The sequence below is a fragment of the Paractinoplanes aksuensis genome, assembly GCF_024137025.1.
In the GTDB taxonomy this organism is placed as follows: Bacteria; Actinomycetota; Actinomycetes; order Mycobacteriales; family Micromonosporaceae; genus Actinoplanes; species Actinoplanes aksuensis.
Window position 1 is genome coordinate 240,449 of the sequence record NZ_JAMYJR010000001.1, and the last position, 22,713, is coordinate 263,161.

The 22,713-nt window shown below is 71.3% G+C and carries 22 protein-coding genes and 1 pseudogene; 8 read left to right on the forward strand and 15 right to left on the reverse strand.

Translation table 11 applies throughout. The features are described from left to right. Positions 1 to 94: 94 nt before the first annotated feature. The 5 genes and pseudogenes from M1L60_RS01135 to M1L60_RS47645 form a co-directional block, all read right to left on the reverse strand. Complete coding sequence (locus M1L60_RS01135) at positions 95 to 1,519, reverse strand: serine hydrolase domain-containing protein (RefSeq protein WP_253235329.1); 1,425 nt, start codon at positions 1,517 to 1,519, stop codon at positions 95 to 97. Between the two features lie 9 nt (positions 1,520 to 1,528). Continuing rightward, positions 1,529 to 3,046 carry a D-alanyl-D-alanine carboxypeptidase/D-alanyl-D-alanine endopeptidase gene (gene dacB, locus M1L60_RS01140; RefSeq protein ID WP_253235330.1) on the reverse strand — a complete coding sequence of 506 codons (1,518 nt, stop codon included), beginning with the start codon at positions 3,044 to 3,046 and terminating at the stop codon, positions 1,529 to 1,531. Between the two features lie 259 nt (positions 3,047 to 3,305). Continuing rightward, the gene (locus M1L60_RS01145; protein ID WP_253235331.1) at positions 3,306 to 3,746 is read right to left on the reverse strand and encodes a PH domain-containing protein; all 441 of its coding nucleotides are present in this window, start codon (positions 3,744 to 3,746) and stop codon (positions 3,306 to 3,308) included. Positions 3,747 to 3,769: 23 nt separating this feature from the next. After that, positions 3,770 to 3,913 (reverse strand): hypothetical protein, encoded by a 144-nt coding sequence (locus M1L60_RS01150; RefSeq protein WP_253235332.1) that lies wholly within the window; start codon positions 3,911 to 3,913, stop codon positions 3,770 to 3,772. Positions 3,914 to 3,925: 12 nt separating this feature from the next. Beyond that, positions 3,926 to 4,033, reverse strand: a pseudogene (locus M1L60_RS47645) (hypothetical protein); the annotation flags it as partial. A 305-nt stretch (positions 4,034 to 4,338) separates the two neighbouring features. On the opposite strand from M1L60_RS47645, the gene M1L60_RS01155 reads away from it, so the two are divergent. After that, entirely contained in the window at positions 4,339 to 5,505 is a 1,167-nt protein-coding gene (locus M1L60_RS01155; protein ID WP_253235333.1) for an RtcB family protein, read from the forward strand. 53 nt (positions 5,506 to 5,558) lie between these two features. On the opposite strand, the gene M1L60_RS01160 is transcribed toward M1L60_RS01155, so the two are convergent. Together M1L60_RS01160 and M1L60_RS47650 are read right to left on the reverse strand one after the other, a co-directional pair. Continuing rightward, positions 5,559 to 6,119, reverse strand: a complete 561-nt coding sequence (locus tag M1L60_RS01160) for a phosphatase PAP2 family protein (protein WP_253235334.1) — start codon at positions 6,117 to 6,119, stop codon at positions 5,559 to 5,561. After that, positions 6,116 to 6,892 carry an AraC family transcriptional regulator gene (locus M1L60_RS47650; protein ID WP_253235335.1) on the reverse strand — a complete coding sequence of 259 codons (777 nt, stop codon included), beginning with the start codon at positions 6,890 to 6,892 and terminating at the stop codon, positions 6,116 to 6,118. The genes M1L60_RS01160 and M1L60_RS47650 overlap by 4 nt, the downstream gene beginning before the upstream one ends. 65 nt (positions 6,893 to 6,957) lie before the next feature. On the opposite strand from M1L60_RS47650, the gene M1L60_RS01170 reads away from it, so the two are divergent. Together M1L60_RS01170 and M1L60_RS01175 are read left to right on the forward strand one after the other, a co-directional pair. After that, a complete protein-coding gene (locus tag M1L60_RS01170; protein WP_253235336.1) occupies positions 6,958 to 7,509 on the forward strand; it encodes a TIGR03086 family metal-binding protein in 552 nt (183 codons plus the stop codon). 102 nt (positions 7,510 to 7,611) lie between these two features. Continuing rightward, positions 7,612 to 8,205: a phospholipase D-like domain-containing protein gene (locus tag M1L60_RS01175; protein ID WP_253235337.1), complete on the forward strand. Its 594-nt coding sequence runs from the start codon at positions 7,612 to 7,614 to the stop codon at positions 8,203 to 8,205. Here M1L60_RS01175 and M1L60_RS01180 read toward each other — a convergent pair. Continuing rightward, positions 8,198 to 10,213 carry a serine/threonine-protein kinase gene (locus M1L60_RS01180; RefSeq protein ID WP_253235338.1) on the reverse strand — a complete coding sequence of 672 codons (2,016 nt, stop codon included), beginning with the start codon at positions 10,211 to 10,213 and terminating at the stop codon, positions 8,198 to 8,200. The two genes, M1L60_RS01175 and M1L60_RS01180, sit on opposite strands and share 8 nt — an antisense overlap. 74 nt (positions 10,214 to 10,287) lie before the next feature. Here M1L60_RS01180 and M1L60_RS01185 point away from each other — a divergent pair, with 74 nt between their 5' ends. Together M1L60_RS01185 and M1L60_RS01190 are read left to right on the forward strand one after the other, a co-directional pair. Continuing rightward, positions 10,288 to 10,827, forward strand: a complete 540-nt coding sequence (locus M1L60_RS01185; protein ID WP_253235339.1) for a GNAT family N-acetyltransferase — start codon at positions 10,288 to 10,290, stop codon at positions 10,825 to 10,827. Positions 10,828 to 10,924: 97 nt separating this feature from the next. Continuing rightward, on the forward strand, positions 10,925 to 12,019 hold the full coding sequence (locus M1L60_RS01190; protein ID WP_253235340.1) for an endo-1,4-beta-xylanase: 1,095 nt from the start codon (positions 10,925 to 10,927) through the stop codon (positions 12,017 to 12,019). A gap of 172 nt (positions 12,020 to 12,191) precedes the next feature. Here the strand turns inward: M1L60_RS01190 and M1L60_RS01195 are convergent, their stop codons facing one another. After that, entirely contained in the window at positions 12,192 to 13,049 is an 858-nt protein-coding gene (locus tag M1L60_RS01195) for an alpha/beta fold hydrolase (protein WP_253235341.1), read from the reverse strand. Positions 13,050 to 13,271: 222 nt separating this feature from the next. Between M1L60_RS01195 and M1L60_RS01200 the strand changes: the two genes are divergently transcribed. Further along, positions 13,272 to 14,324: a M48 family metallopeptidase gene (locus M1L60_RS01200; RefSeq protein ID WP_253235342.1), complete on the forward strand. Its 1,053-nt coding sequence runs from the start codon at positions 13,272 to 13,274 to the stop codon at positions 14,322 to 14,324. A gap of 45 nt (positions 14,325 to 14,369) precedes the next feature. Here the strand turns inward: M1L60_RS01200 and M1L60_RS01205 are convergent, their stop codons facing one another. The 5 genes from M1L60_RS01205 to M1L60_RS01225 all read right to left on the reverse strand — a co-directional run bounded on the left by M1L60_RS01205 (position 14,370) and on the right by M1L60_RS01225 (position 20,380). After that, the gene (locus tag M1L60_RS01205; RefSeq protein WP_253235343.1) at positions 14,370 to 16,313 is read right to left on the reverse strand and encodes an acyl-CoA dehydrogenase family protein; all 1,944 of its coding nucleotides are present in this window, start codon (positions 16,311 to 16,313) and stop codon (positions 14,370 to 14,372) included. A 344-nt stretch (positions 16,314 to 16,657) separates the two neighbouring features. Then, the gene (locus M1L60_RS01210; RefSeq protein WP_253235344.1) at positions 16,658 to 18,511 is read right to left on the reverse strand and encodes a multicopper oxidase family protein; all 1,854 of its coding nucleotides are present in this window, start codon (positions 18,509 to 18,511) and stop codon (positions 16,658 to 16,660) included. Further along, positions 18,508 to 18,936 carry a hypothetical protein gene (locus M1L60_RS01215; RefSeq protein ID WP_253235345.1) on the reverse strand — a complete coding sequence of 143 codons (429 nt, stop codon included), beginning with the start codon at positions 18,934 to 18,936 and terminating at the stop codon, positions 18,508 to 18,510. The genes M1L60_RS01210 and M1L60_RS01215 overlap by 4 nt, the downstream gene beginning before the upstream one ends. After that, complete coding sequence (locus tag M1L60_RS01220; RefSeq protein ID WP_253235346.1) at positions 18,933 to 19,388, reverse strand: DUF6220 domain-containing protein; 456 nt, start codon at positions 19,386 to 19,388, stop codon at positions 18,933 to 18,935. The genes M1L60_RS01215 and M1L60_RS01220 overlap by 4 nt, the downstream gene beginning before the upstream one ends. Then, the gene (locus tag M1L60_RS01225; RefSeq protein ID WP_253235347.1) at positions 19,388 to 20,380 is read right to left on the reverse strand and encodes a carboxymuconolactone decarboxylase family protein; all 993 of its coding nucleotides are present in this window, start codon (positions 20,378 to 20,380) and stop codon (positions 19,388 to 19,390) included. The genes M1L60_RS01220 and M1L60_RS01225 overlap by 1 nt, the downstream gene beginning before the upstream one ends. Before the next feature lie 144 nt (positions 20,381 to 20,524). Here M1L60_RS01225 and M1L60_RS01230 point away from each other — a divergent pair, with 144 nt between their 5' ends. Then, positions 20,525 to 21,655, forward strand: a complete 1,131-nt coding sequence (locus M1L60_RS01230) for a sensor histidine kinase (RefSeq protein ID WP_253235348.1) — start codon at positions 20,525 to 20,527, stop codon at positions 21,653 to 21,655. Further along, on the forward strand, positions 21,652 to 22,314 hold the full coding sequence (locus M1L60_RS01235) for a response regulator (protein WP_253235349.1): 663 nt from the start codon (positions 21,652 to 21,654) through the stop codon (positions 22,312 to 22,314). The genes M1L60_RS01230 and M1L60_RS01235 overlap by 4 nt, the downstream gene beginning before the upstream one ends. On the opposite strand, the gene M1L60_RS01240 is transcribed toward M1L60_RS01235, so the two are convergent. After that, entirely contained in the window at positions 22,295 to 22,552 is a 258-nt protein-coding gene (locus M1L60_RS01240) for a hypothetical protein (RefSeq protein WP_253235350.1), read from the reverse strand. The genes M1L60_RS01235 and M1L60_RS01240 overlap by 20 nt on opposite strands. Positions 22,553 to 22,713: the final 161 nt, after the last annotated feature.

Consider the following 22,713-nt stretch of genomic DNA (forward strand, 5'->3'; position numbering starts at 1 on the left):
CGGCAGCCAGCCGCCCGGCAGCCAGCCGCCCGGCAGCCAGCCGCCCGGCGGCCGCCGTTAGTCGTCGCTCACCGTCGATCCGCGTTGCTGGATTTCATGGTGCGGCTGGCGGCGTAGAGCTCGCAGCTCTGTCGTCGGCTCCTTCCCGGGTGAGCCAGCCGGGGTCGGTGATGCCGCCGGGGATGACGGCGGCCGGGTCGTAGGGGCGGCGGGTGAAGACGAACGTGCCGAGGTCGAGGTGGGTCACGGCGCCGGTGTCGTCGTGGTGCAGGGTGAGGGGCTCGCCGGCGAAGTAGCCGTTCTGGCCGATCCAGGCGCCGTCGCCGGTGGGGCGCAGGCGGGAGCCGCGGTCGCCGCCGGAGACCGGGCCCAGCTCGAGCCAGCCGTCGGCCAGCGGGCGCAGGACGAACGGGGCCGGACCCCAGTACCAGGGGCCGGCCAGCTCGAGGACCGCGCGGTCGATGTGGGGGAGCGGCTGCCACGGGGCGGGGATGCGCGGCTCGCGCTCGGCGACCAGGTCGAGCAGGTCGGCCGTGAAGCCGCCGACGGCCAGGCCCGCCGTGGTGTTGGCCAGGACGACGGCGCCCAGGTCGTCGTCGCGGCTCACCCAGACCGTGGCCAGGAAGCCGGGGACCGAGCCCGTGTGGCCGGACAGCAGCCGGTCGCCGCGGTGCAGCAACTGGGTGCCGAGGCCGTAGTTGGACTGCCAGCTGCCCACCTCGGGCGCGGCGGCGGGCCCGCGCATCTCGTCGAGGCTTTCCGCCCGCAGCACGCGCTCGTCGCCGGCCAGCAGGAACGCGGCGAAGCGGGCCAGGTCGGTCGCGGTGGACCACAGCTCACCGGCCGCGCCCATCGGGCCGTAATCCTGGATGGGCTCGGGCAGCAGCACATCGGCCCACGGGTGCACGGCCCAGCCGGAAGCGTGCGGGGCGCTCGGCTGCGGGCCCGTGCGGCTCATGCCCAGCGGGTCGAGCACCTCGCTCTGGAGCGCCTCCGTCCACGGCCGGCCGCGCAGCTTCGCGACGAGCGCCCCGAGCAGCGCGAAGCCCGGATTCGAGTAGTGGAAACGCCGGCCCGGCGGGTGCACCAGCGGGTCGTCCCGCAGCACGTCGGCCACCTCGGGGCGCAGCGAGCCGGGGCTGCGCTCCCACCACGGCCCGGGCGGCTCGGCGGCCAGACCCGCGGTGTGCGACAGCAGGGAGGCGATGGTGGCGTCGCCGACGCTCGTGCCCGGCAGGTGAGCGTCGAGCGGGTCGGTGAGAGCCAGCCGGCCCTCGTCACGCAGGCGCAGCACCAGCAGCGTCACGAACGTCTTGGTGATCGAGCCGATGCGGTATTGCACCTCGCCGCCCGGGGTCGAGCTGTCGACGCTGCCCCAGCCCTCGAGCCACACCGGGCGGCCGCCGCGCACGATGGCGGCCACCAACGAGGGAGCCCGCGCGGACACCTGGGTAGTAGCCAAGCGGTGGCGCAAGGCGCGAATGGTCTCGGGCAGCAGATCCGGCGGCGTCGATGGCATGCCGCGAAACTACATGGCCGGTCCGACAGTTTCCGGGTCCTGTGGACAACCCGCGAGGGCGACCGCGATCCGGTCCAGCACCGGCGTGACCGAGGGTGACAGCTGGTTGTTGACGATCGCCGAGAACACGAGCAGACGGTGATCGAGGGTGGTTACATATCCGGACAGCGCCGAGGCACCGGTGAGCGTTCCGGTCTTGGCCCGCACGTTGCCGGCCGCGACCGTGCCCCGCATCCGGTTGCGCAGCGTGCCGCCGATCATGCGGTCCGGGTTGCCCGCCACCGGCAGGGCCGCGTGCCAGGTCGCGAACCACGGCTCGGCCCGCACCGCGACCAGGAACCGGGCGAACGCGGCGGGTGGCACGAGGTTGCGCCGCGACAGCCCGGACCCGTCGGCCTGCCGCATCGTGGTGGTGTCGACCCCGAGCCGGGCCAGGTAGGCGGCGATCGTGTTGATGCCGGCCGCCCACGAACCGACCCCGGCCGACTTCCGGCCGATCGCCTTGACGAGCAGCTCCGCCAGGCCGTTGTTGGACAGCTTGAGCAGCGGCGCCATCAGCTCGCGCAGCGGCGGGCCGGCGTGCCGCGCCAGCGGAACGGCCTCGGCCGGGGTGGCCCGGCCGGTGACGATGTGGCCCTTCACCCGTACGCCATGCCGCCGCAACGCCTGCCGGAAGACATCAGCCGTCAGGGCGGTGGCATCCCAGACGGTGACCGGCTCGATCACCGCGGGCACGCCCTTCGGGATGGCCCCGGTGACCGTGAGGATGTTGGTGCCGTGGCCGCGAGTCACCGAGACCGGGGCAATGCCGTGGGCGGTGATGGCCTGGTTGACCACGGTGAGTTGCTTGCTGTTCGGGAACACCGACACGCGGGCCGGCCGTCTGTCCACAGGCGACGGAGACACCTTGACGTTCGCGGTTCCGGCCAGATAGTTGTTGTCCGGCGCTACCGTCAGCGCCGAGACAGGAGCCGCCCCTGAGAACGCCTCGTCGTCCCACGCCCACTCCAGCCCGAGCCGCTGCGAGTCGAAAGCGGTGTCGTCAGCCACCAGATCGCCGGTGACTTCGCGCAACCCGGATGCGGCCACATCCCGGGCCAGCGCGTCGAGCCCGGCCGGGGTGAGGGCCGGGTCCCCCTCGCCGCGCAGGTAGAGGTCGCCCGTGAGTGCGGCCCCACGCCGTACGCCGAAAGCCTTGGCCTCGGTGCCGAACCGATGCCCAGGTCCCAGGACGGCCAGAGCAGCGGCCGACGTGAAGAGCTTGGTGTTCGAGGCGGGCAGCAGCCGCCGCGACCCACCGCGGTCCACAAGCGTGGCTCCGGTCCGGCCGTCGGCCACCACGACCCCGACCTGCGACCCCGCCAGCACCGGATCAGCCAGGACGTCATCGATCGCCTGCCCGATCCCCGCCGGCTCCCGGAAGACCGCTGTGCGGGACCAGGCTTCGGCCGGCGTCGACGGCGCCAGCGGGCAGACGAAACCGAGGGCCATCGTGGCGACCAGGGCGAAGCCTCGTAAGCGGTACATGTGTTGATCAACGACTGGAAGCCGGATCGGTGGCTCGGGGTATCTGGTTGGCGTGACTGTCTTTCGGTGGAGTTTCGGAGGGCGGCGGCACGATGGAAGAACCCCGACGACGAAGGCATCATCTGGCTCGCTCGGGCTGACCACTTCGAACAGCGACGTCCGCGCCGACCGGATCCTGCGGTTCGCCAACCCGTGAACGACTTTGCTCCCCATAAAGCGGGAGGGGCCGGGTCCCCCGCCCGGCCCCTCCCGTGAAACGTCAGGCGGTGGGGGCCGGGCGGAGCGCGTCGGCCAGGGCCTGGGCGTTCTTCTTGTCGATGCGCGGGAACGTGAGGGAGATGCCGTCGCCGTCGTTGCCGAACGCGATGCGGACCAGGCTCACCACGCCGATCTTGGCTTCGGCCAGTGTCACCTGGTCGCGCGGGATCTCGCCCAGCACCCCGGCGCCCGGACCGCCCATGAACGTCTGCGGCAGGAAAATGAGGCGCTCGGAGGTGACTACGACGAACTGTTTGCTGGTGGACGACGTGAGCAGCGCGCCCGCCAGGCCCTGGGCCTTCAGTCCCGCGGTGACCGCCGTGCCGACCCGGCTGGCCGTGAACGACCCCGCCAGCGCTCGTGTCGCTGTTATCGGCCGCTCGCCCGGCTGGAGCAGTGGGGCCACCAATTCGAAGGCTTTCGCCTGAAACTTCTCTCGCACAGGCGCGCACAGTACACCGGTGATCATGAGACCTTGTCGAGGACCGTCCGCAGTGGAACCGAGGCCGCGCTGACGAGCACGAGCTCGGCCGCCGCGAAGCGCGGGACCGGCACGTACGCGTTGGGGATGGCCACGCACCGCAGCCCGGCCGCCTGTGCCGCCGCCACGCCGTGGGGTGTGTCCTCGAAGGCGACGGCCTGCCGCGGTTCGATCCTCAGGCGTTCGAGCGCGAGCCGGTTCCCGAATTCCCGGCGCCGGCGCCGGCTCGGCGTGAAGGCCGACCCGATATGCCGTACGCCGGGAGTGGCTCACGGCCCGGTCGTAGCCCGCACCGACGGCGTCCGCGAGGCGCGCGTACCGCTGCTCGTTGACGTCCCCGCCGTGGTCGGCGAAGAAACCGTCGACCGCCAGCTCGAGTCCGTGCTGCCGCCACTCGAAACGCCAGCTCTCCAGCAGCGTCGACTCGGTGTCCATCAGCAGTCCGTCAAAATCGAAGATCAGCGCATCCGTCACCCCGGCAGCGTAATTCGGAGGCGCTGAGCGATCTTGGGGCGCTAGCGTGGCGGGGCTGAATACGATGGGAGAAGGTGTGATGGAGAAGATCAACGCGCGTCTGGTGAACTGGGCCAGCCTGCTGGAGGCCGAGACGCGAGGGCAGGCCGAGAAAGCCTCCCGCCTCCCCTTCATCTTCCCGCACATCGCCCTCATGCCCGACGCGCACCTCGGCAAGGGGGCCACGGTCGGGTCGGTGATCCCGACGCTGGGGGCGATCATCCCGGCCGCCGTGGGTGTGGATATCGGTTGTGGCATGGCTGCGGTGCGTACGCAGTATCACCGGGACGAGCTCAAGCCGGGGCTTTCCCAGCTGCGTACGGCCATCGAGAACGCCGTGCCGCTGAGCGCCGGCTCGTACAACGTGAGCGTGACCGACACGGCCCGCCGGCGGCTCGACATGCTCGCGGCCAAGGCCGACAAGGCGGGCTTCGAGCCGGGGCACTACGCCGGCAACTGGGAGCTGCAGCTGGGCACGCTCGGGTCGGGCAACCACTTCATCGAGGTCACCGCGGACGAGAAGGGGCAGGTCTGGCTGTTCCTGCACTCGGGTTCGCGCGGGGTCGGCAACAAGATCGCCACGCACCACATCAAGGTGGCTCAGGCCGCCATGAAGCGGTGGTGGATCGATCTGCCCGACCCGGACCTGGCCTACCTGGCCGAGGGCACCGACGAGTTCTGGACGTACATCCGGCAGCTGCGCTGGGCCCAGGACTTCGCGCTGGCCAACCGCGACGAGATGATGGACCGGGTCGTGGACTGCTTCGCCGAGTTCGTGGGCGGGCCGGTGCAGGAGCTCGAGCGGGTGCAGTGCCACCACAACTACACGGAGCAGGAGACGCACTTCGGTAAGACGGTGTGGCTCTCGCGCAAGGGAGCGATCAACGCCGAGAAGGGCCGGCCGGGGCTCATCCCGGGGTCGATGGGCGACGCCTCGTACGTGGTGGTCGGCAAGGGCAACCCGGTGGCCCTCAACTCGTCGCCGCACGGGGCGGGCCGGCAGCTGTCGCGCTCGAAGGCCCGCAAGACGTTCACGCGTGAGCAGCTGCGGGAGGCCATGAAGGGGATCGAGTACCGCGACACCGACGCCTTCCTCGACGAGATCCCGGGCGCCTACAAGCCGATCGACGTGGTCATGCAGGACGCCGGCGACCTGGTCGAGGTGCGGCACACGCTACGCCAGATCGTGAACGTCAAGGGCGACTGACCACGCGTCCGCGCCCGTTGCTCCTGGCCTCGTGGAGGCGCCGGTCGGGGCCCTCATCGCAGCAGCGGGAAAACCGTCCCCGCGATGAGGGCACCGACCAGCGTCCCGGCCACGACCTGGGCCGGCGTGTGCGCCTTGAGCACCACCCGCGACCAGCCGATCAGCGGCACGAGCGGAACGGCGAGCAGCGCCACCGGCCCGAACACCGCGACCAGCACGGCCACGGTGCCGGCGGCCACGCCGGCGTGGATCGACATCTTCCAGTACGCGGTGACGGCGGCGAAGACGACGAGGCCGGTGATCCCGGCCGCGAGCAGGGCGAGCAGTTCCCGCGGCGCGCCGAGCAGCACCAGCGCGGTCGTGCCCACGATCGCGCAGGCCAGGCCGAACAGCAGGGGGCCGCGGCGGTGCTCGCGCTCGGGAATGTGATGGCTCGTGAGTCGGCCGCGGCGGACACCCCTCACGACGTACGCCATGGGAATGCCCGCAGTGAAGACGGCCGCCCCCACGCCCCACCAGCTGCCGGCGTGGAAGCCGACCGCCATGAGCAGCAGGGCGACGAGCACGCCGGGGGCGAACATCTCGGTCAGAACTTGGGCGACCTTGAATTTCACGTAGTGTCCTGTGCCTTGCGATAGAGCGCGGGCGGTTCGCCCACCATGCCGGTGAAGTCCCGGGTCAGGTGGGACTGGTCGCTGTAGCCGAGTTCCGTGGCGAGTTCGCCCAGATCGACCGGTGTGCCGGCGGAGATGCGGGCGGCCGCCTCGTGCAGCCGGTGGCGGCGGATGACCCATTTCGGGCTGACCCCGATGTAGTCGGCGAACAGGCGCTGCAGCTGCCGCACGCCGATCGCGAACTCGCGGGCCAGATCGTCGACGCGGGTGACCCCGGCGTCGTCGGCGATGCGCGTGACCGCCGCGGCGGCCAGTTCGGCGGCCGGCGTGGGACCGCCGGGCGCTCGGGCGGTCAGGAATTCGTCCATCACCGTGGCTGCGGTGTCGTCGTCGGCGGCGAGGATCCGGGCCGAGAGTCCGTCGCCGAACACCGACTCGACGGGTACGAAACGATCGGTGATCGAGGAGACCGGTGCGCCCAGGAAAGGCCGGAACCCGCCGGGCCGGAAACGCACGCCGAAAACGCGACCGGCGCCCTCCAACGTCTCGTGGAACCGCCCGAGCGGGACGCCCGCCACCCGACATCGGCCCGGCTTGAACGTCACGTTGACCGCGGGATAGGGCAGGACCCGCTGCTGGTACGGCTCCTGGTCGCGCAGATCCCAGCGGACGATCCAGTAGTGCTGGACGAACGCGGCCAACGCGGGTGCGGCCGGCGGCGTACGAAATTGGAACTTCTGCCGGCCCTGACCCGGGTTCAAGATCGCCGGCACGTACGCAGCCTAACAAGTCGCTTTTCTTCAAGAACGCCGGTGAGCAGCCTGCCTAGGCTCGCCGCATGAACCTTCCCGACATCATGGACCGGGCCTTCGCCGCCACCACAAAGGTGGTGCGCGACGTCGATCCCGGTCAGCTCGGCGCGCCGACTCCCTGCACCGAATGGGACGTCCGGACGTTGCTGAACCACCTCCTGCTGGTGGCCGAGGCACTGGAGTCGGCCGGCCGGGGTGAGCCCGTCCCCGACGAGCACTGGGCCGGGACCGCCACGAGCGATTTCGGCGTACGGGCCCAGGCGGCGACGACAGCGTGGGCCGTGCCCGCGGCGTGGGACCGGCCGGTGCGCATGGGTGCGATGCCGATGCCCGCCCCGCTGGCGGTGTCGATGCTGGTCAGCGACGTCGTGATCCACGGCTGGGACCTGGCCCGGGCCACCGGTCAGCATTTCGGCTGCGACGACGACGTGGCCGAGATGGCGCTCGGCTTCCTGACCGGCATGGGGGATCAGGGCCGGGCCATGGGCATCTTCGCGGCCGAGGTCGAGGTGGGCGAGGACGCGTCCGTGCTCGATCGGGTGGTCGCGCTCAGCGGCCGTCGCCCAGCCGACACCTGATCGGCCGGGTCGGCCGCACAGGTCGACCTGGTCACCGATCTCAACCCCAAGATCTTCCACCAGAAATTCATCGTACGGGACCCCGGCGCCCCCACCGCGGCCGTGCTCACCGGCTCGACCAACTTCACGCTGACCGACACCGGGAAGAACGCCGACGGCAACAACCTCAACCACGTACTCGTGCTGCACGGCCGGACCGCGGCCGGGCTCTACCTGCGCGAGTTCGAGCGGCTGCGCAGTGGCACGTTCGGTGAGCTGCGCGAACGCCGCGAACCCAAGCCGCGCGAGTTCCGCCTCGGCCGCATCCGGGTCAAGCCGATCTTCGCGCCGCACCAGGGCCCGGAGATGGAGATCATGAAGCAGATGCTCAAGGCCGAGCGGCGGGTCGACTTCGCGATGTTCACCTTCGCCCAGTCCTCGGGCATCGACGACACGATGTTCTGGCTGCTCAAGGCCGGCATTCCGGTGCGCGGCGTTCTCGACCGGGGCCAGGGCAGCCAGGCCTGGGCCGCCACGAAACCCCTCAAGGTCAAAGGCGCGCTTCTGTACGAGAACACGCCCGGCACCGGGGTCCGCAAGGTGCACCACACCGACCCCGCGGCCGAGCAGGCCCAGCGCGCCCTGGCCGCGTACGTGCTGGCCGAGATCGACCGCATCGTCACCGACCTGTCCCGGCCCGTGGCCGGCCCTATCTGACGCTGAGCGTCGCGATCGCCACCACTTTGCCGTCGCGCACTGTCACCATCGCCGGGCGGGGGTCGGGCCCGCTGTCCGTGGCGAACTGCTCGAAGCTGACCTTGCAGGTGCCGGCCCGTGTGCGGGTGTCGAGACACTTGTCCGGGTCCTGGCGGTAGTCGAGGTAGACCCGGCTCTCGGCGATGGGCAGGGACACCCGCGTCGAGCTGGGCGCCGGCACGTATTTCGGCCCGCACTGGGGCGACGTGCTGTCCAGGGCGAAACGGCGGCAGTACTCGGCCCCGGTCAGGAACTCGGTCGGCTCGACGACCGCCATCCGCCCGATGTCGTACGTGAGATAGGTGCCGGCGCTGAACCGCGCGTTGCCCGAGACGAAGGCGGGGACGGCCGGAACGGCCGGGTCGGAACCGGAGCGCAGCTGGGCGTCGGTGAAGGTCACATCGGCCCGCCGGCCCTCGGTGGTCGTGCTGGCGCCGAGCATCACCCGGCCGCTGATCAGGGAGGACTCGGTCAACGGGCCGCCCAGCACCCGCTCGCCGTCGACGGCAACGGTTGCCTGCCGGCTGTCGGTGAGCAGTTCGATCCGGTGGGCCGCGCCGGTCGTGGTGCGGCGCTTCTCGGTGGCGATCACCGTCTCGCCACCGTCGATCGACCTGCTCAGCCGCACTTCGCCGGGGCAGACCGCGACCCGGTAGGCGTCGGCCAGGTAGTCCAGGCCCTCGTCCTCCTTGGTGGCCCGGAACGAGACGGTCGCGCACGACTGCGGTCCGGCCAGGGTTGCGCGCACGGAGACACTCTGGTCGGGCGGGAAGATCAAGGTGCTGTCGGGGGCGCAGACCATCGACGTGGTCGTGCGGATGCGCAGGCCGCCGCGGTAGCCGCAGGTTCCGTCGTCGTTGCTGGTCTCGCTGAACATGGCGTAACGCTGCAACGAGTCGAAGACGCTGGGGCCGGCCGCAGCAGGGGCGGGGGCCGACGCGCCCGGGCCGGAGACAGGGGCGGGGGCCGGGTCGCTGCTGTCCAGCAGGCGCAGTCCGGTGCCGGTCAGCGCCGCGACAGCCGTGACCGCGGCCGCGACCACGGCGACGCGCCGGACCCGGCCCACCCGGCGCCGGGCCGGGCGGGGCTTGGCCGCGGCCGCCGCTTCCGCCTCGCGGCGCAGTTCGGCGGGCAGTGGGGGCGTGGCCGCCGAGCCGGACACGAGCAGGCGTTCGAGCAGTTCGGGGGCGGTCGGTCGGTTGGCCGGATCCTTCTCGAGCGAGGCGGTGACCAGTTCGGTCAGGTACGGCGGGAGGCCGGCGACCCGCGGCGGCTGGGTGAGGATGCGGGCCGCGGTCACCGCGGGGGAGTCACCGCCGAACGGGGTGCGACCGGCCCCGGCGTACGCGACCACGCCGCCCCAGGCGAAGACGTCGACCGCCGGGGTCAGCAGCCGGTCGCTCTCGGCGTCGAGACGCTCGGGCGCCATGTAGGCCAGCGTGCCGACCACCATGTCGGGCCGGGTGTGATAGCTGGTGGCCTCCAGCGGCCGGGCGATGCCGAAATCGATCACCTTGGGCGTGCCCAGCGCGAACAGCACGTTGCGCGGCTTGAGGTCGCGGTGGATCACGCCGGCCCCGTGGATCGCGGCCAGCGCGGCCGCCACCCCGACGGCGACGCCGTGCAGGCTGCCCCCGCCCAACGGGCCGTTCTCGGCGACGACCTCGCTCAGGCTCGGGCCGTCGACGTACTCGACGACCAGGTACGGCGTGATGCTGTCGGGGTCGGCGTCGAGCACCTCGGCCGTGCAGAAGGGCGGAACCTCGCGGGCCCGGCTCACCTCGCTGCGGAACCGCGCGCGGAACTCCTCCTCATGGGCGTACTCGGGTCGGATGACCTTGACGGCCACCAGCCGGCCGCCCGGCGCCTGGGCCAGGAAGACCGAGCCCATGCCGCCCTCGCCGAGCCGCGACAGCGTGCGGTAACGGCCGATGTACGAGGGGTCGCCGGGTCGGAGTTGAGCAGCCACGGCAGGCAAACCTACCGGGACGGCGGCGGGGAAACGATTTGCCGCGCGCCCCGGGCAGCGGAAGGCTCACCGGCATGGAACCACCTGAGATGATCAATGCCGGTGAACTGGTGCTCAAGCGCTGGGAGATCGAGTGGGCCCCGGCGGCCGTCGCCGCCATCCAGGATTCGCTGCCTGAGCTGCGGCAATTCCTGCCCTGGGCGACCGACGGGTACGGGCTCGAGGAGTCGCGTGAGTACATCGCGCGGTCGCGGGCCGACTGGGACGCCGGGACGCAGTTCAACTACGCGATCTTCACCACGATCGGCGAGCTGGCCGGGTCGATCGGGCTGATGACCCGGATGGGCCCGGGGGTGCTCGAGATCGGCTACTGGACCGGGACCCCGTACGCGGGCCGGGGTTACATGACGGCGGCGGTACGGGCGCTGAGCCGGGTTGCGCTCACGCTGCCGGGCATCGAGCGGGTGGCGATCAAGCACGACGAGGCGAACAAAGCCTCGGCCGCGGTCGCCGTCAAGGCCGGTTTCCAGGAGGTCGCGCGCGAGCCCCGCGAGGTGGAAGCCCCGGGCGAGAGCGGCCTGACGATCATCCGCGAACTGTCTCTTCCGGCCTGACAGAGATTGACGGACTCCGCTACGACGCATAAGTTTCGAGGAACCTCCGGAAGTTACGGGTTCGACATCCACCGATCGTTCCTCGAAGGAGTCCTTGATGAGAGCAGCAACCCGGGCCGTGGTGGCCGTCCTCGCCACCACGGCAACTCTGAGTTTTGTGGTCCAGCCCGTGCAGGCCCATCCGCAGGCGAAGTCGCTTCGCTCGGTAGCGCCCCGAGACTTGCGGATCGGCACCGCGGTCGCCGGCGGCGGTCACCACGTCGACCAGCCGTACCCCGACCCGTTCACCTACGACAAGCCGTACCGCAAGGTGCTGGCCAAAGAGTTCAACTCGGCCTCGCCCGAGAACCAGATGAAGTGGGAGTTCATCCACCCCGAGCGCAACAAGTACAACTTCGGGCCGGCCGACGCGATCGTCCGCTTCGCGCGCGACAACGGGCAGGTCGTCCGGGGTCACACGCTGCTGTGGCACAGCCAGAACCCGGCCTGGCTCAACGAGGGCACGTTCACCGACGCGGAGTTGCGCTCGATCCTCAAGAAGCACATCTTCACGGTCGTCGGCCGCTACAAGGGCAAGATCCAGCAGTGGGACGTGGCCAACGAGATCTTCAACGAGAACGGCGAGTACCGCCCGGAGAACATCTGGATCAGCCGTCTCGGCCCCGGCATCGTCGCCGACGCGTTCCGCTGGGCCCACCAGGCCGACCCTCGGGCGCAGCTGTTCCTGAACGACTACGGCGTCGAGTGGCCGGGAGTCAAGGTCGACGCGTACGAGGCGCTGGCCGAGCAGTTGCTGGCGCAGCGGGTGCCGCTGCACGGCTTCGCGTCGCAGGCTCACCTCAGCATGCGCTACGGCGCGCCCGACCAGTTGGCCGGCGTGTTGCAGCGCTTCGACGACCTGGGCCTCAAGACCGCGATCACCGAGCTCGACGTCCGCATGGACCTGCCCGAGGGCGGCGTGCCCACGGCGGAGCAGTTGCAGACGCAGGCTTCGTATTACAAGACCGTGCTCGACGCCTGCCTCGCGGTCGACAACTGCAACTCGTTCACGATCTGGGGCTTCACCGACAAGTACTCGTGGGTGCCGGTCTTCTTCCCTGCCGAAGGTGCCGCCACGGTGATGCGGGACGACTTCGGCAAGAAGCCCGCCTACTACGCCCTGCGTGACACCCTGGCCCGCGCCCGCCGCTGACCGTCCCCGCCCGTTCCGGTCGCGGTGAGGCGGCCGGCGCGGGCGATAGGGCGGCACGCCTGCCCTGGCCCCCCGTGCGGTCAGGGCAGGCGTTCCGGTTTCCGCCCCGTTCCCGGGCGGCCGCGACCCACGTCGGGACTGCTCGTCGAGGACCTTGCGCAGCGATACCGCTTCAGGACTGCTCGTCGAGCACCTTGCGCAGCGTCACCGCGAAGTTGTCGGGGTCGCCCTGCTGGCCGTACTCGCCGCCCAGGAACCCGCCGTGGTGGCTCGGGAACGACGTCGGCTCGAGCCCGAGGCCGGCGGCCACGCCCTCGCCCGCGCGGTGGGCCAGCTCGCCCGTCGACTCCTCGCCGACGCCCACCACGATGCGCGTCGACGCGGCGCGCAGGGCGGCGAAGTCAGGCTCGTAGTGGGTGCAGGACACAAGGTTGTGCGAGAGCAGCACGTCGTCGCGGGAGCCGTCGTCCTCGGCCGGCATACCGAAGTCGGCCGGGCCGGGACCGGGCTGGTCGATCCAGCCGGCCGGGACCTCGCCCTGGTGGCTGGTCATCAGGATGAACTTCACCATCGCCGGGCCCATGCCCTCGCGCTGGTAGAGCTCGGCGATGCCCTTGGTGGCGGCCGACGCGTTGTCGCGGTCGGGCAGCACCGGGATGATCGGCGGCTCGTGCGCGACCAGGGTGCGGACCTGGTCGGGGCGGGCGGTGACCAGGGCGAGCGCGTTGACGGCGCCGCCGCTGGAGGCGAAGACGTCGACCGGGCCGCCGACGGCGTCGATGACCCGGCTCAGGTCACCCGCGTGCTGCTCGGGCGTCGTGGTGGTCTGGCCGGCGGTGAACTTGCTGCGGCCGATGCCCCGGGGGTCGTAGGTGACCACCGTGCGGTCGGGGAAGTGCCCGGCCAGGGTGGTGAAGCCGACCGCATCCATCGGGGAGCCGACCAGCAGCAGGGTGGGGCCGTCGCCCGGGCGGACGTCGTAGGTGATCTCGGCGCCGTCGGTGGTGATCGTGTGCGTCTCTGCAGTCATGCCCCTAGGACTCCCGTCCGCTCGTGGACTCATCGGCCTCGCGGAAGAAATTCTGCCGGGATCGTCGTGGGCCCGGGAGCTACTTCGGTATTGATCGCGCCCCGTACTTTCGTATCGGCCGAAAGTCGCAGTCGGCGCCAGAAAGAACCGGGTCTTTGGCCGGATGTGCTCACGAGGCGGATCCACCAATATCGTCACCGGAACTTCAGACGGGAGAAACAGATGACCATCGAGGATGACAACCGGCCGGCGCGGCAGCGGGTCGCCCTGACCGGCATCAGCTCGCGGGCCTGGGAGCATCCGGCCGACCGGGGCGCGCTCACCGCGCTGCGTGAGTTGCGCGGCTTCGACGACGTGGTGCGCGGTCTGTTCGGCATGTGGAACGAGCGGGGGTTCCGCCTGTCCTACCTGGCCGGCGCGATCAGGGTCGACCACCGGCAGTACCCCCGGGTCCACGGCTTGTTCGCCGAGGCCGCCGACTCGCTCGACGTCGCCGAGCGCCCCGAGCTGTATGTGAGCCAGTCGCCGTTCATCACGAGCAAGGCGATCGGCATGGACAAGCCGTTCGTCGTGATCAGCACGGGCGCGGTCGAGAAGCTGGACGACGACGAGCTGCGCACCCTGCTCGGCCGCGAGATCGGCCACGTGCGTAGCGGTCACGCCGTCTACCAGACGATCATGACCCTGCTGACCCGGTGGGTGACCAGCGTCAGCTGGCTGCCGATCGGTGCGATCGCGCTGCGGGCGATCATCGCGGCGATGTACGAGTGGTGGCGCAAGGCGGAGCTGTCGGCCGACCGGGCCGGGCTGCTGGCCGCGCAAGACCCGGCGGCCTCGCTGCGGCTGTTCATGAAGCAGGCCGGCGGCGGCGACCTGTCGCAGATCGACACGGCGGCCTTCCTCGAGCAGGCCGCTGAGTACGACGGCGGCGGCGACCTGCGCGACAGCATCCACAAGATCGGCATGACCGCGTTCAGCAGCGAGCCGGTGCCGGTGGCGCGGGCGGCCGAGCTGCAGAAGTGGGTCGACTCCGGCGACTACGCCCGGATCCTCGGCGGCGACTACCCGCGCCGCGACGACGACCGGGACGCGTCGGTGACCGCGGACGTGAAGGCGGCCGCGGCCAGCTACCGCGACTCGTTCCGCGACTCGCCCGACCCGCTGGTCACGTTCGCCCGCAAGGCCGCGGGCGGGGCGGCCGACCTGGTCGGTTCGGCCGCGCGGGGCGCCCGCAACTGGGCCAACGGCCGCGGCGGCAACAGCGACGCCAACTGATCCTCCGGTGGCGGCGCGGGTCCCGAGCCCGCGCCGCCACCGGAATCACGCGGCGTCGTGGCCGGCCATCACGTCCTGACGGGTGGGCTCCTCGCGCAGGATCGCGGCGTTGAGCCACTCGTCGGGGATGGCGAAGGCGTCGACCAGGGTCGTCAGATGCGGGCGCAGTTGGCGCAGCAGATCGTTGACCATCGCGGTCACCGCCTTCGACCGGGCCGGCATCAGGCGCTGGTGTTCCAGATACCAGCCCTTGTTGGCCTCGATGGTGCTCAGCGCGTAGAGGTCGGCGACCTTGGACAGCAGCGCGCGGGCCTCGTCGTCGGCAGTCCGGTCGATGCCGGCCACGAACGCCTCGAGCACGACGCGGTCGATGTGGGCCCGGGCCGTCTCGAGCACGTGGTCCTGCACGTCGTTGAAGATGTCGAACTGGCGGGCCTTCTTCTGGTCCGCCCCGTTGCGCAGGCGGCGGACCGCCCCCTCCAGCAGATGCTTCTCGCGATCCTCGAAGAGCGCGAGGTGCCAGCCGCGGTCGGTCAGCGCCACCTCCTCGTCGCGGCCGGGAACGGCGTCGATGAGGCGCTGGATCAGTCCGCGGGCCGCGGTGCGCTCGAAGACCATGGAGCGCACCTGCTCGGCCACGAAGGTGGCCCGGCCCCAGCCGTCGAGCGAGCCGAACGCGTCCCGGTAGCCGGTGAGCAGGCCCTTGGCCACCAGCTGCAGCAGCACGGTGTTGTCGCCCTCGAACGTGGTGAAGACGTCGGTGTCCGCCTTCAGCCCGGGCAGCCTGTTCTCGGCCAGGTAGCCGGCGCCGCCGCAGGCCTCGCGAGCGGCCTGGATCGCCCTCGTCGCGTGCCAGGTCTGCGCGGCCTTCAATCCGGCCGCGCGGGACTCCAGCTCGCGTTGCTGGTGCTCGTCGATCGGGCCGTCCGACGTCTGGACGGTGTGCAGCGTGGAGACGAGCTCGTCCTGGGCGAAGTGCAGGGCGTACGCGTGGGCCAGGTTGATGCCGAGCACGCGCTGGTGGGCCAGGTAGTCGTTGAGCGCGATCTCCCGCGTCTCGCCGGGGGCGGTGAACTGACGGCGGGACTCGCCGTAGCGGACGGCGATGGTCAGCGCGCTCTTGGCCGCGTTGGCGGCCGACCCGCCGACCACCACTCGCCCGCGGACCAGGGTGCCGAGCATGGTGAAGAAGCGGCGGACGTCGTTGTCGATCGAGCTCGAGTACGTGCCGTCGGGCGCGACCTGGCCGTAGCGGTCGAGCAGCATGTCGCGCGGCACGGTGACGTGGTCGAACGAGAGCCGGCCGTTGTCGACACCGAGCAGGCCGGCCTTGTGCCCGTCGTCGCCGATCGTCACGCCCGGCAGCGGGTTGCCCTCGTCGTCGCGGATCGGCACCAGCCAGGCGTGCACGCCGTAGCGCTTGCCGCCGGTGACTAGCTGGGCGAAGACGACGGCGATGCGCCCGTCGCGGGCCGCGTTGCCGATGTAGTCCTTGCGGGCCGCCTCGTGCGGGGTGTGCAGGTCGAACGTCTGCGTCGACGGGTCGTACGTGCAGGTCGTGCGCAGCTGCTGGACGTCCGAGCCGTGGCCGGTCTCGGTCATCGCGAAACAGCCGAGCAGGTCGGCGTCGATGATGCGGCGCAGGTAGCGGTCGTGGTGGCCGGCCGTGCCGAGCGCGACCACGGCCCCGCCGAACAGGCCCCACTGCACGCCCGCCTTCACCATCAGCGACAGGTCGATCTGGGCCAGCATCTCGGCCGCGACCACCGAGCCGCCGGGGTCGGACTGGCCGCCGTACTCGATCGGGAAGCCCGCGGCCACGCCCGGGTCGGACGGCAGCGCCCGCAGCAGGCGGGTGACGCGCTCGCGCGCCTGGTCGATCGTCTCGCCGGGCACGGTCACGAACTCCGCGCCGAGTTCGGCCCGGGCCGCCTTGCGGACGTGGGCCCACCGGCCGTCGAGCACTTCTTGCAAACGTGAGCTGAGCATGTGCCTCCACCCTTGTTACTGGCGAGTAGCAACCATACCCGGCCCGGCTGGGAGCCAACCGTCAGTCCTCGGCCCGCACCTCCGCCGTGGAGCGCGGCGCCGGGACATCCACGAACCGCAGGTTGCCCGCCGGCACCATCCAGGTCATCACCTGTACGGCGAGCTCGCCCGCCCGCACGGCCGGGTCGGCGTTGTTCAGGGTGCAGCTCCGCCCGGTCGGGCACGCGTGCCTGACGGTTATGAAGACATGAGGTGCATTTACCGTGATTCGGCACGCTTTGCCTGACGGGTTACGAATACATGAGCTGCAGCTCCGCCCGGTCGGGCACGCGTTGCCTGACGGGTCATGAATACATGAGGTGCAGCATCATGCCGGCCTCGGCGTGCGGCAGGTTGTGGCAGTGGTTGGCCCACATGCCGGGGTTGTCGGCCCGGAAGGCGACCTCCCAGACCTCGCCGGGCCGCAGGTCGAACGAATCCAGCCACACCGGGCTCCCGGTCGGGGCTTTCCCGTTGCGAGCAAGCACGAGCACGTGATGACCGTGCAGATGCCACGGATGCACGACCAGCGAGCGGTTGACGATCGTGAGCTTGACGATCTCCCCCCGGCGTACGACCTGCGGGGGGATGTCCGGGTCGGCCGCGCCGTTGACCGTATGCGCGTAACGGGGGAGCAGACCGCGCAGATCGAGCCCACGATCGAGCACCAGAGTGAGCGAACGGTCGATCCGCGACCAGGAAATGCGCGATTCGGCGCCGTAAGTGAGCGGGTCGAACACCGGCCACGCCCCGGGAGCCACCGGCACCGTCCCGGTCGAGCGCACGAGTCGACCGTCGACGAACAGCCCGGCCGGCGCCGTGGTCAGCACGTCAAAACGCCCGCCGGCGGGGATCAAGAGCGCGGTGTTCTCGAGCGGTGTGGGCCCGGCCAGATCGACCCCGTCGATGGCGATCACACGGAACGGCGCACCGGCCACCGCATACCGATGGGTCGTGCTGTCAGTGTTGATCAGCCGCAGCCGAACAGGCGTGCCGGGCGCTGCCGCCGTCGTCGCGGGTTCGGGCAGCAACCGGCCATCGAGCGTGTGCACGGGCACCGTGACGTCGATGCACGATTCGCTCCCGCTCTGGAGACTCTTGTTCAGGGTCGCACTGCTCGGTTGCGCGCTGCCTGCTCGCGTGTTGCTCGCTTTCGAGCTGGTCGGTTGCGCGCTGTCGGGCCTTGGGTTGCTCGGTTGCGGGACGAAGGGTTCGGTGAGGTTGGGCCCGGAGGTGGTCGGTGGGGTGAGGTCGCACGCCGTGTCGGGAGTGGTGGGGTGGACGATCAGAGTGCCGTACAAGCCCTTGCGGACGCCTATGTCGGACGCGGAATGTGTGTGGTACCAGTAGGTCCCGGGTTGGCCGGCCACGAAGCGATAGACGAACTGTTGCCCGGGGCGTACGGCGTCCTGGGTGATGCCGGGTACTCCGTCCTGGTCGTTGGGGACGTCGTAGCCGTGCCAGTGCAGGGTGACACCGCGCTCGATGTTCTGGTTGCGCAGCGTCACCTCGATGATGTCGCCGACGGTGGCGGTCAGTTCGGGGCCGGGGACCTGGCCGTTGAACGCCCACGCGCCGTCGATGGTCCCGGCGGTCAGGGCGAAGCGCTTGGTCGGTTCGCCCACCTCGGTGCGGGCGACGGGCGTGTGCTGATGCGCCGGCTCGGGAGTGGTGGCCGGGGTGACCGCGAAACCGGTGCCGGCGACGAGGGCCGCGACCGCCACCACCGTGCCCGGCCGTGACGGGCGCCGGTGAACGAAGCGCCACGTCACCGTCGTCGCGGCGGCCACCCCGGCCACCGCGAGCAGGGCGGCCGCCGGGGAGACGGGATAGCCGTGCAACACCGTCACCAGCACGGCTGCGGTGGCCGCGTAACCGGCGAAGAAGAACGCCATCGGGGTACGCCGAACACCGATCACCGCCGCGGCCAGCGTCAGCGGCCCGGCGATCACGACCTTCTCCGCCGCGAACCACCACCCGGCCCGGGCCAGAGCGACCGTCGTGGCCGCCCGGGCGAGCGTGGCCACCAGCGCGAGGATCGCCAGCCCGGTCGCGATCCGCCGCCGCCCGGCCACCGCGGCCACCCCACCGCCGATCCACCCGGCCGCCGCCAGCACCGCGATCACCAGATCAGCAGCAATGATCGCTCCCGTCGTCATGACGCCCCAGCCATCCAGCCGTCGACCGCGAGGCCAAGCGGCAGCCCAACCGTCCAGGCATGAGAGGTGGCGCTGGCCGACACCCCGGTCGTGTGGGTGTGGGCGGTGGTTCCGGCCGATACCCCGATCTTCCGGGCGCGGGAAGTGCCGGATGGCATCCCCTCAGTCCGGGCGTGAAAGGTCGTGCCGGGTGTCTGGGCGTGGGAGGTGGTTTCGCCGGATGCCTTGGCGGGCGGGACATCGGCGAGCAGGTCTTCCGGGGCGGCGTCCGAATAGGTCTGAGATTGGGAGTCGGTGTCGACTGGAGGCGGGCCGGTGATGTCGGCTCGGGTTGTCCAGGGGGTTGGGGCGACGAAGCTCAGGCCGATGACCAGGCGGCGGCATCTGGTTACGGCGGTTACGGCGTTGATGAGGTCGATGGTCACGTTGCTTCGGCGTTCTGGGTGGCGTTGAGCGGTACGGGCGGGGCCGGGTCGGGTGCGGCCAGGCGGCCGGCGGCGCGGACCACGCCGACGACCACGTGGATGGCGATGATGCCGTTGACGGCGTGCAGGGCGCCGAAGATCAGGCCGACCACCGTGCTGCTGCCGGTCTCATCGGCGAATGCTTCCGGCAGAGCGGCCAGCAGCGCCTGCAGCAGGGTCAGGCCGAGCGGCAGGACTGACAACGCGATGAGTCGGCCGGGAGCCTTGGCCAATGCGGCGAACAGGGTGGTCAGCAGCACCAGGGCCGGGATCACGGCCATGCCGGTGATGCTGTGCAACGCGTACGCGCTGTCGCTCGAAGGCTTGGTGAAAGCGCCGACCGCGGCGAACACGAACTGAAAAGCGAACACGACCAGGGTGATCGTGCTGACCACGACGAAGGCCCGGCGCATCACGACCTCCTCGACGGCGTAAGGGGCCGGGCCACGTGGTCTGTAGCGGCCATCGCGCCGTACGCCACCAGGCGTACGAGGTCGGCGTCGGCCGGATGACTCAGCCGCCACAGGGCTACGTCGCCGGGGGTGATCGCGGCCGGGGCGAACGCGGCCAGCAGGCCGATGCGGGCGCCCACGCGGTCCTGGGCGGGCAGGTCGCGCACCAGGTCGGTGGCCCACTCGGTGGGACGGTCCGGGTGCCGGCCGTCCTCCCAGCTCACCGTGGCCGTGATGGTCTCGCGGGCCGCTTCGCTCAGCAGGTCGCCGGTGTCGGTGGTGGCGGCCTGCAGCGCCGCGTACGCCACGCCGACCGGGCTGTCGGTCGCCCACGCCGGTGGGGCGCCACCGTCACCCTCCAGGAGGGTCAGGCTGCGGCCGGGTTCCCTTGATTCGCGTACGGTCCGGGCGTAGAACCGGCCCCCGGCCGAGCGCACCGCCGGGAACCGTTGCAGGCCGCCGGGCAGCAGGTCCGGGGCGAGCAGGGCCGATACGACGCGGTTGATGAAGTGGAAGGCGAGCAGCGTGCCGGTGATCTCGGCGCAGTACGGGCTCGTCCACCTCGCGGCCCGGGGGTGGCGGCTGTCGGCGGCCCAGCGGGTCAGGGCGACGTGCCGGGGCCGGTGCGGCGGATCGCCCCGGGCGATGACCTCGCCCAGTTCGTGCTCGCCCAGCGCGTGCAGCAGCGTCACGTGGGCGTCCACACAGAACCGGCAGCGGTTGGCCCGGGAGACGACCGTGGCCACGAGTTCGCGTTCGATCCGGGAGGCGCCGCCGGCCAGCAGCGCCTCGCGCATCAGGGACCAGGTCGCGGCCAGGATCCGCGGTTCGGCCGACAGAGCCTGGAAGGTGGGCAGCGGGCCGAGGAAGTCCTCGCGCAGTTGCGTGTAGACCTCGGCGGTACGTCCGATGGCGGCCCGGGACATCGACGGGGTGAAGAAGCGGTAGGTCATGGGAGTAGATGCTCGGCCCGGCGCGGCGGGAAAGCGTCCTGCCTCAGTAGACACTTGGCGACGGCCGATACCGCGCCCGTGGTACGCCCCGGCTACCGCGCTCGGGGGACGACCTCTGCGGCTCGGCCGTCCTAGAGTGCGAACGTGCGACCCGATCTGCCCTACCTCGCCGGCGGCGTGGTGCTCGGCGGTTTTCTGCTGGGCAACGCCGCGCTCGCCCCGGACGCCGATCCGGTGCGGGCGCTCGACGTCGTCCTCGTCCTGATCATGGCGGCCGCGCTGGCCCTGAGCCGCCGCTACCCCGTGCCCGCGCTGATCGTCGTGACCGCGGCCATGCTCGGCCTGCACGTGCGCGTGCATGCCGGGGTGTCGGCCGCGTTCGCCGTCCTGGCCATGGTCTACCTCGCCGCGTGGCGGGGGCACCGGGTCGCTGCCGCGCTGACCAGCCTTGTGTTTCTCACCGGCTTTCTGACGTACGACATCACGGTCGCCCCCGACGGCCGGCCGGGCCAGCAGACTGTCGAGCGCACGACGCTGCTCCTGGGCTGGTTCGTCGCCGCCAACGTGGCCGGGCTGGTCGCCCGCGCGCGGCGCGCCTACCTGGAACAGGTCGAGCAGCGCGCCCTCGACGCCGAACGCACCCGCGAGGAGGTGGCCCGGCGCCGCGCGGGGGAGGAACGGCTGCGTATCGCCCGCGACCTGCACGACTCGCTCACCCACAGCATCTCCGTGATCAAGGTGCAGGCCGGAATCGCCGTGCACCTGGCCCGCAAGCGAGGCGAGGAGCCACCGCCCGCCCTGCTCGCGATCCAAGAGGCCGGCGGCGCCGCGATGCGTGAGCTCCGCGAGACCCTCGAGGTGCTGCGCTCGCCCTCCGAACTGAGCCGAGCAGGCCTGGAACGAGTCGAGGAACTGGCCGAGCGAACCCGAGCGGCCGGGGTGCCGGTGGAGCTGACCGTCACCGGAGGCCCGGCCGACCTGCCGGTCGAGGTCGACCAGGCCGGCTACCGCGTCGTGCAGGAGGCGCTGACCAACATCGCCCGTCACGCGGGCCCGGCCCGCGCCGAGGTCCACCTCGACTACGCCCCCGCGCTGCTCACGGTGTCGGTGGTCGACGACGGCGAGGCCAGGCCCGAGCAGCCGGTGACGCCGGGCGTCGGGTTGCGCGGCATGCGCGAGCGGGTCACCGGCCTCGGCGGCACCCTCCGGACAGCCCACCGCGACGGCGGCGGCTTCAGCGTGCGCGCAACGTTCCCGCTGGATGGCGCCGCATGATCCGGGTGCTGCTGGCTGACGATCAGGCGTTGATGCGGGCCGGGTTCCGGGCTCTGCTCGATGCCGAGGATGGCCTGGACGTGGTTGGTGAGGCTGCGGACGGCGCTGCCGCGGTCGAGCTCGCGCGGCGGTTCAAGCCTGACGTCGTGCTCATGGATGTGCAGATGCCGGGGCTGGACGGGATCGAGGCCACCGGACGTATCGCCGCCGATCCGGGGCTGGCCGGGGTGCGGGTGTTGATGCTGACCAACTACGGGCTCGACGAGTACGTCTTCGCCGCGCTGCGGGCGGGGGCCAGCGGCTTTCTGCTCAAGGACGCCGACCCGGCCGACCTGCTGCAGGCCGTGGCCGTCGTGGCTCGCGGGGACGCGCTGCTCGCTCCGGCCGTGACCCGCACGCTGATCAGCGAGTTCGCGGCCGGCCGGCCGGCGGCCGACCCGGGCGCGGGCCGGGAGGTGCTGACCGCCCGGGAGCAGGAGGTCGTCGAGCTGGTCGCGCGCGGCCTGACCAACGACGAGATCGCGAGCCGGGCCGTGATCAGCCCGCTGACCGCCAAGACGCACGTCAACCGGGCCATGACCAAGCTGCACTGCCGCGACCGGGCCCAGCTGGTGGTCTGGGCCTACGAGTCGGGCCTGGTCACGCCGCGCGGACGCTGAGCGGGACGGTGTAGAGCTCCTCGACCAGGCGGCGGGCCCAGAGCATGCGAGGCGCGGCGAGGTCGGGATGGTCGCCGTACTCGCCGGCCACGTCGACGGCGCACCCGCGCACGCCGTGGTGATTACGCACGGCTATGCGGATGGCGGCGTCGACCACCTCGAGCGAGGGGCGGCTGCCGGTGGCTATCGGGCTCGTGAACAGGGCTTCGGCGCGGGCAGCGGTCAGGGACGGGTTCATCGGTATCTCCTCCTCGACAGTAGGACCGGTCGACCGTCGGTAACTCATCGCTCAAGTTAGCCCCGGGGTACGACACTTTTGAGTCCGCAGATGCGAAGTCGTACCTCCGTTACTCAGTGTCACGGGGCTGGGCGTGGATCGAGACCTCCCGAAACACGCCA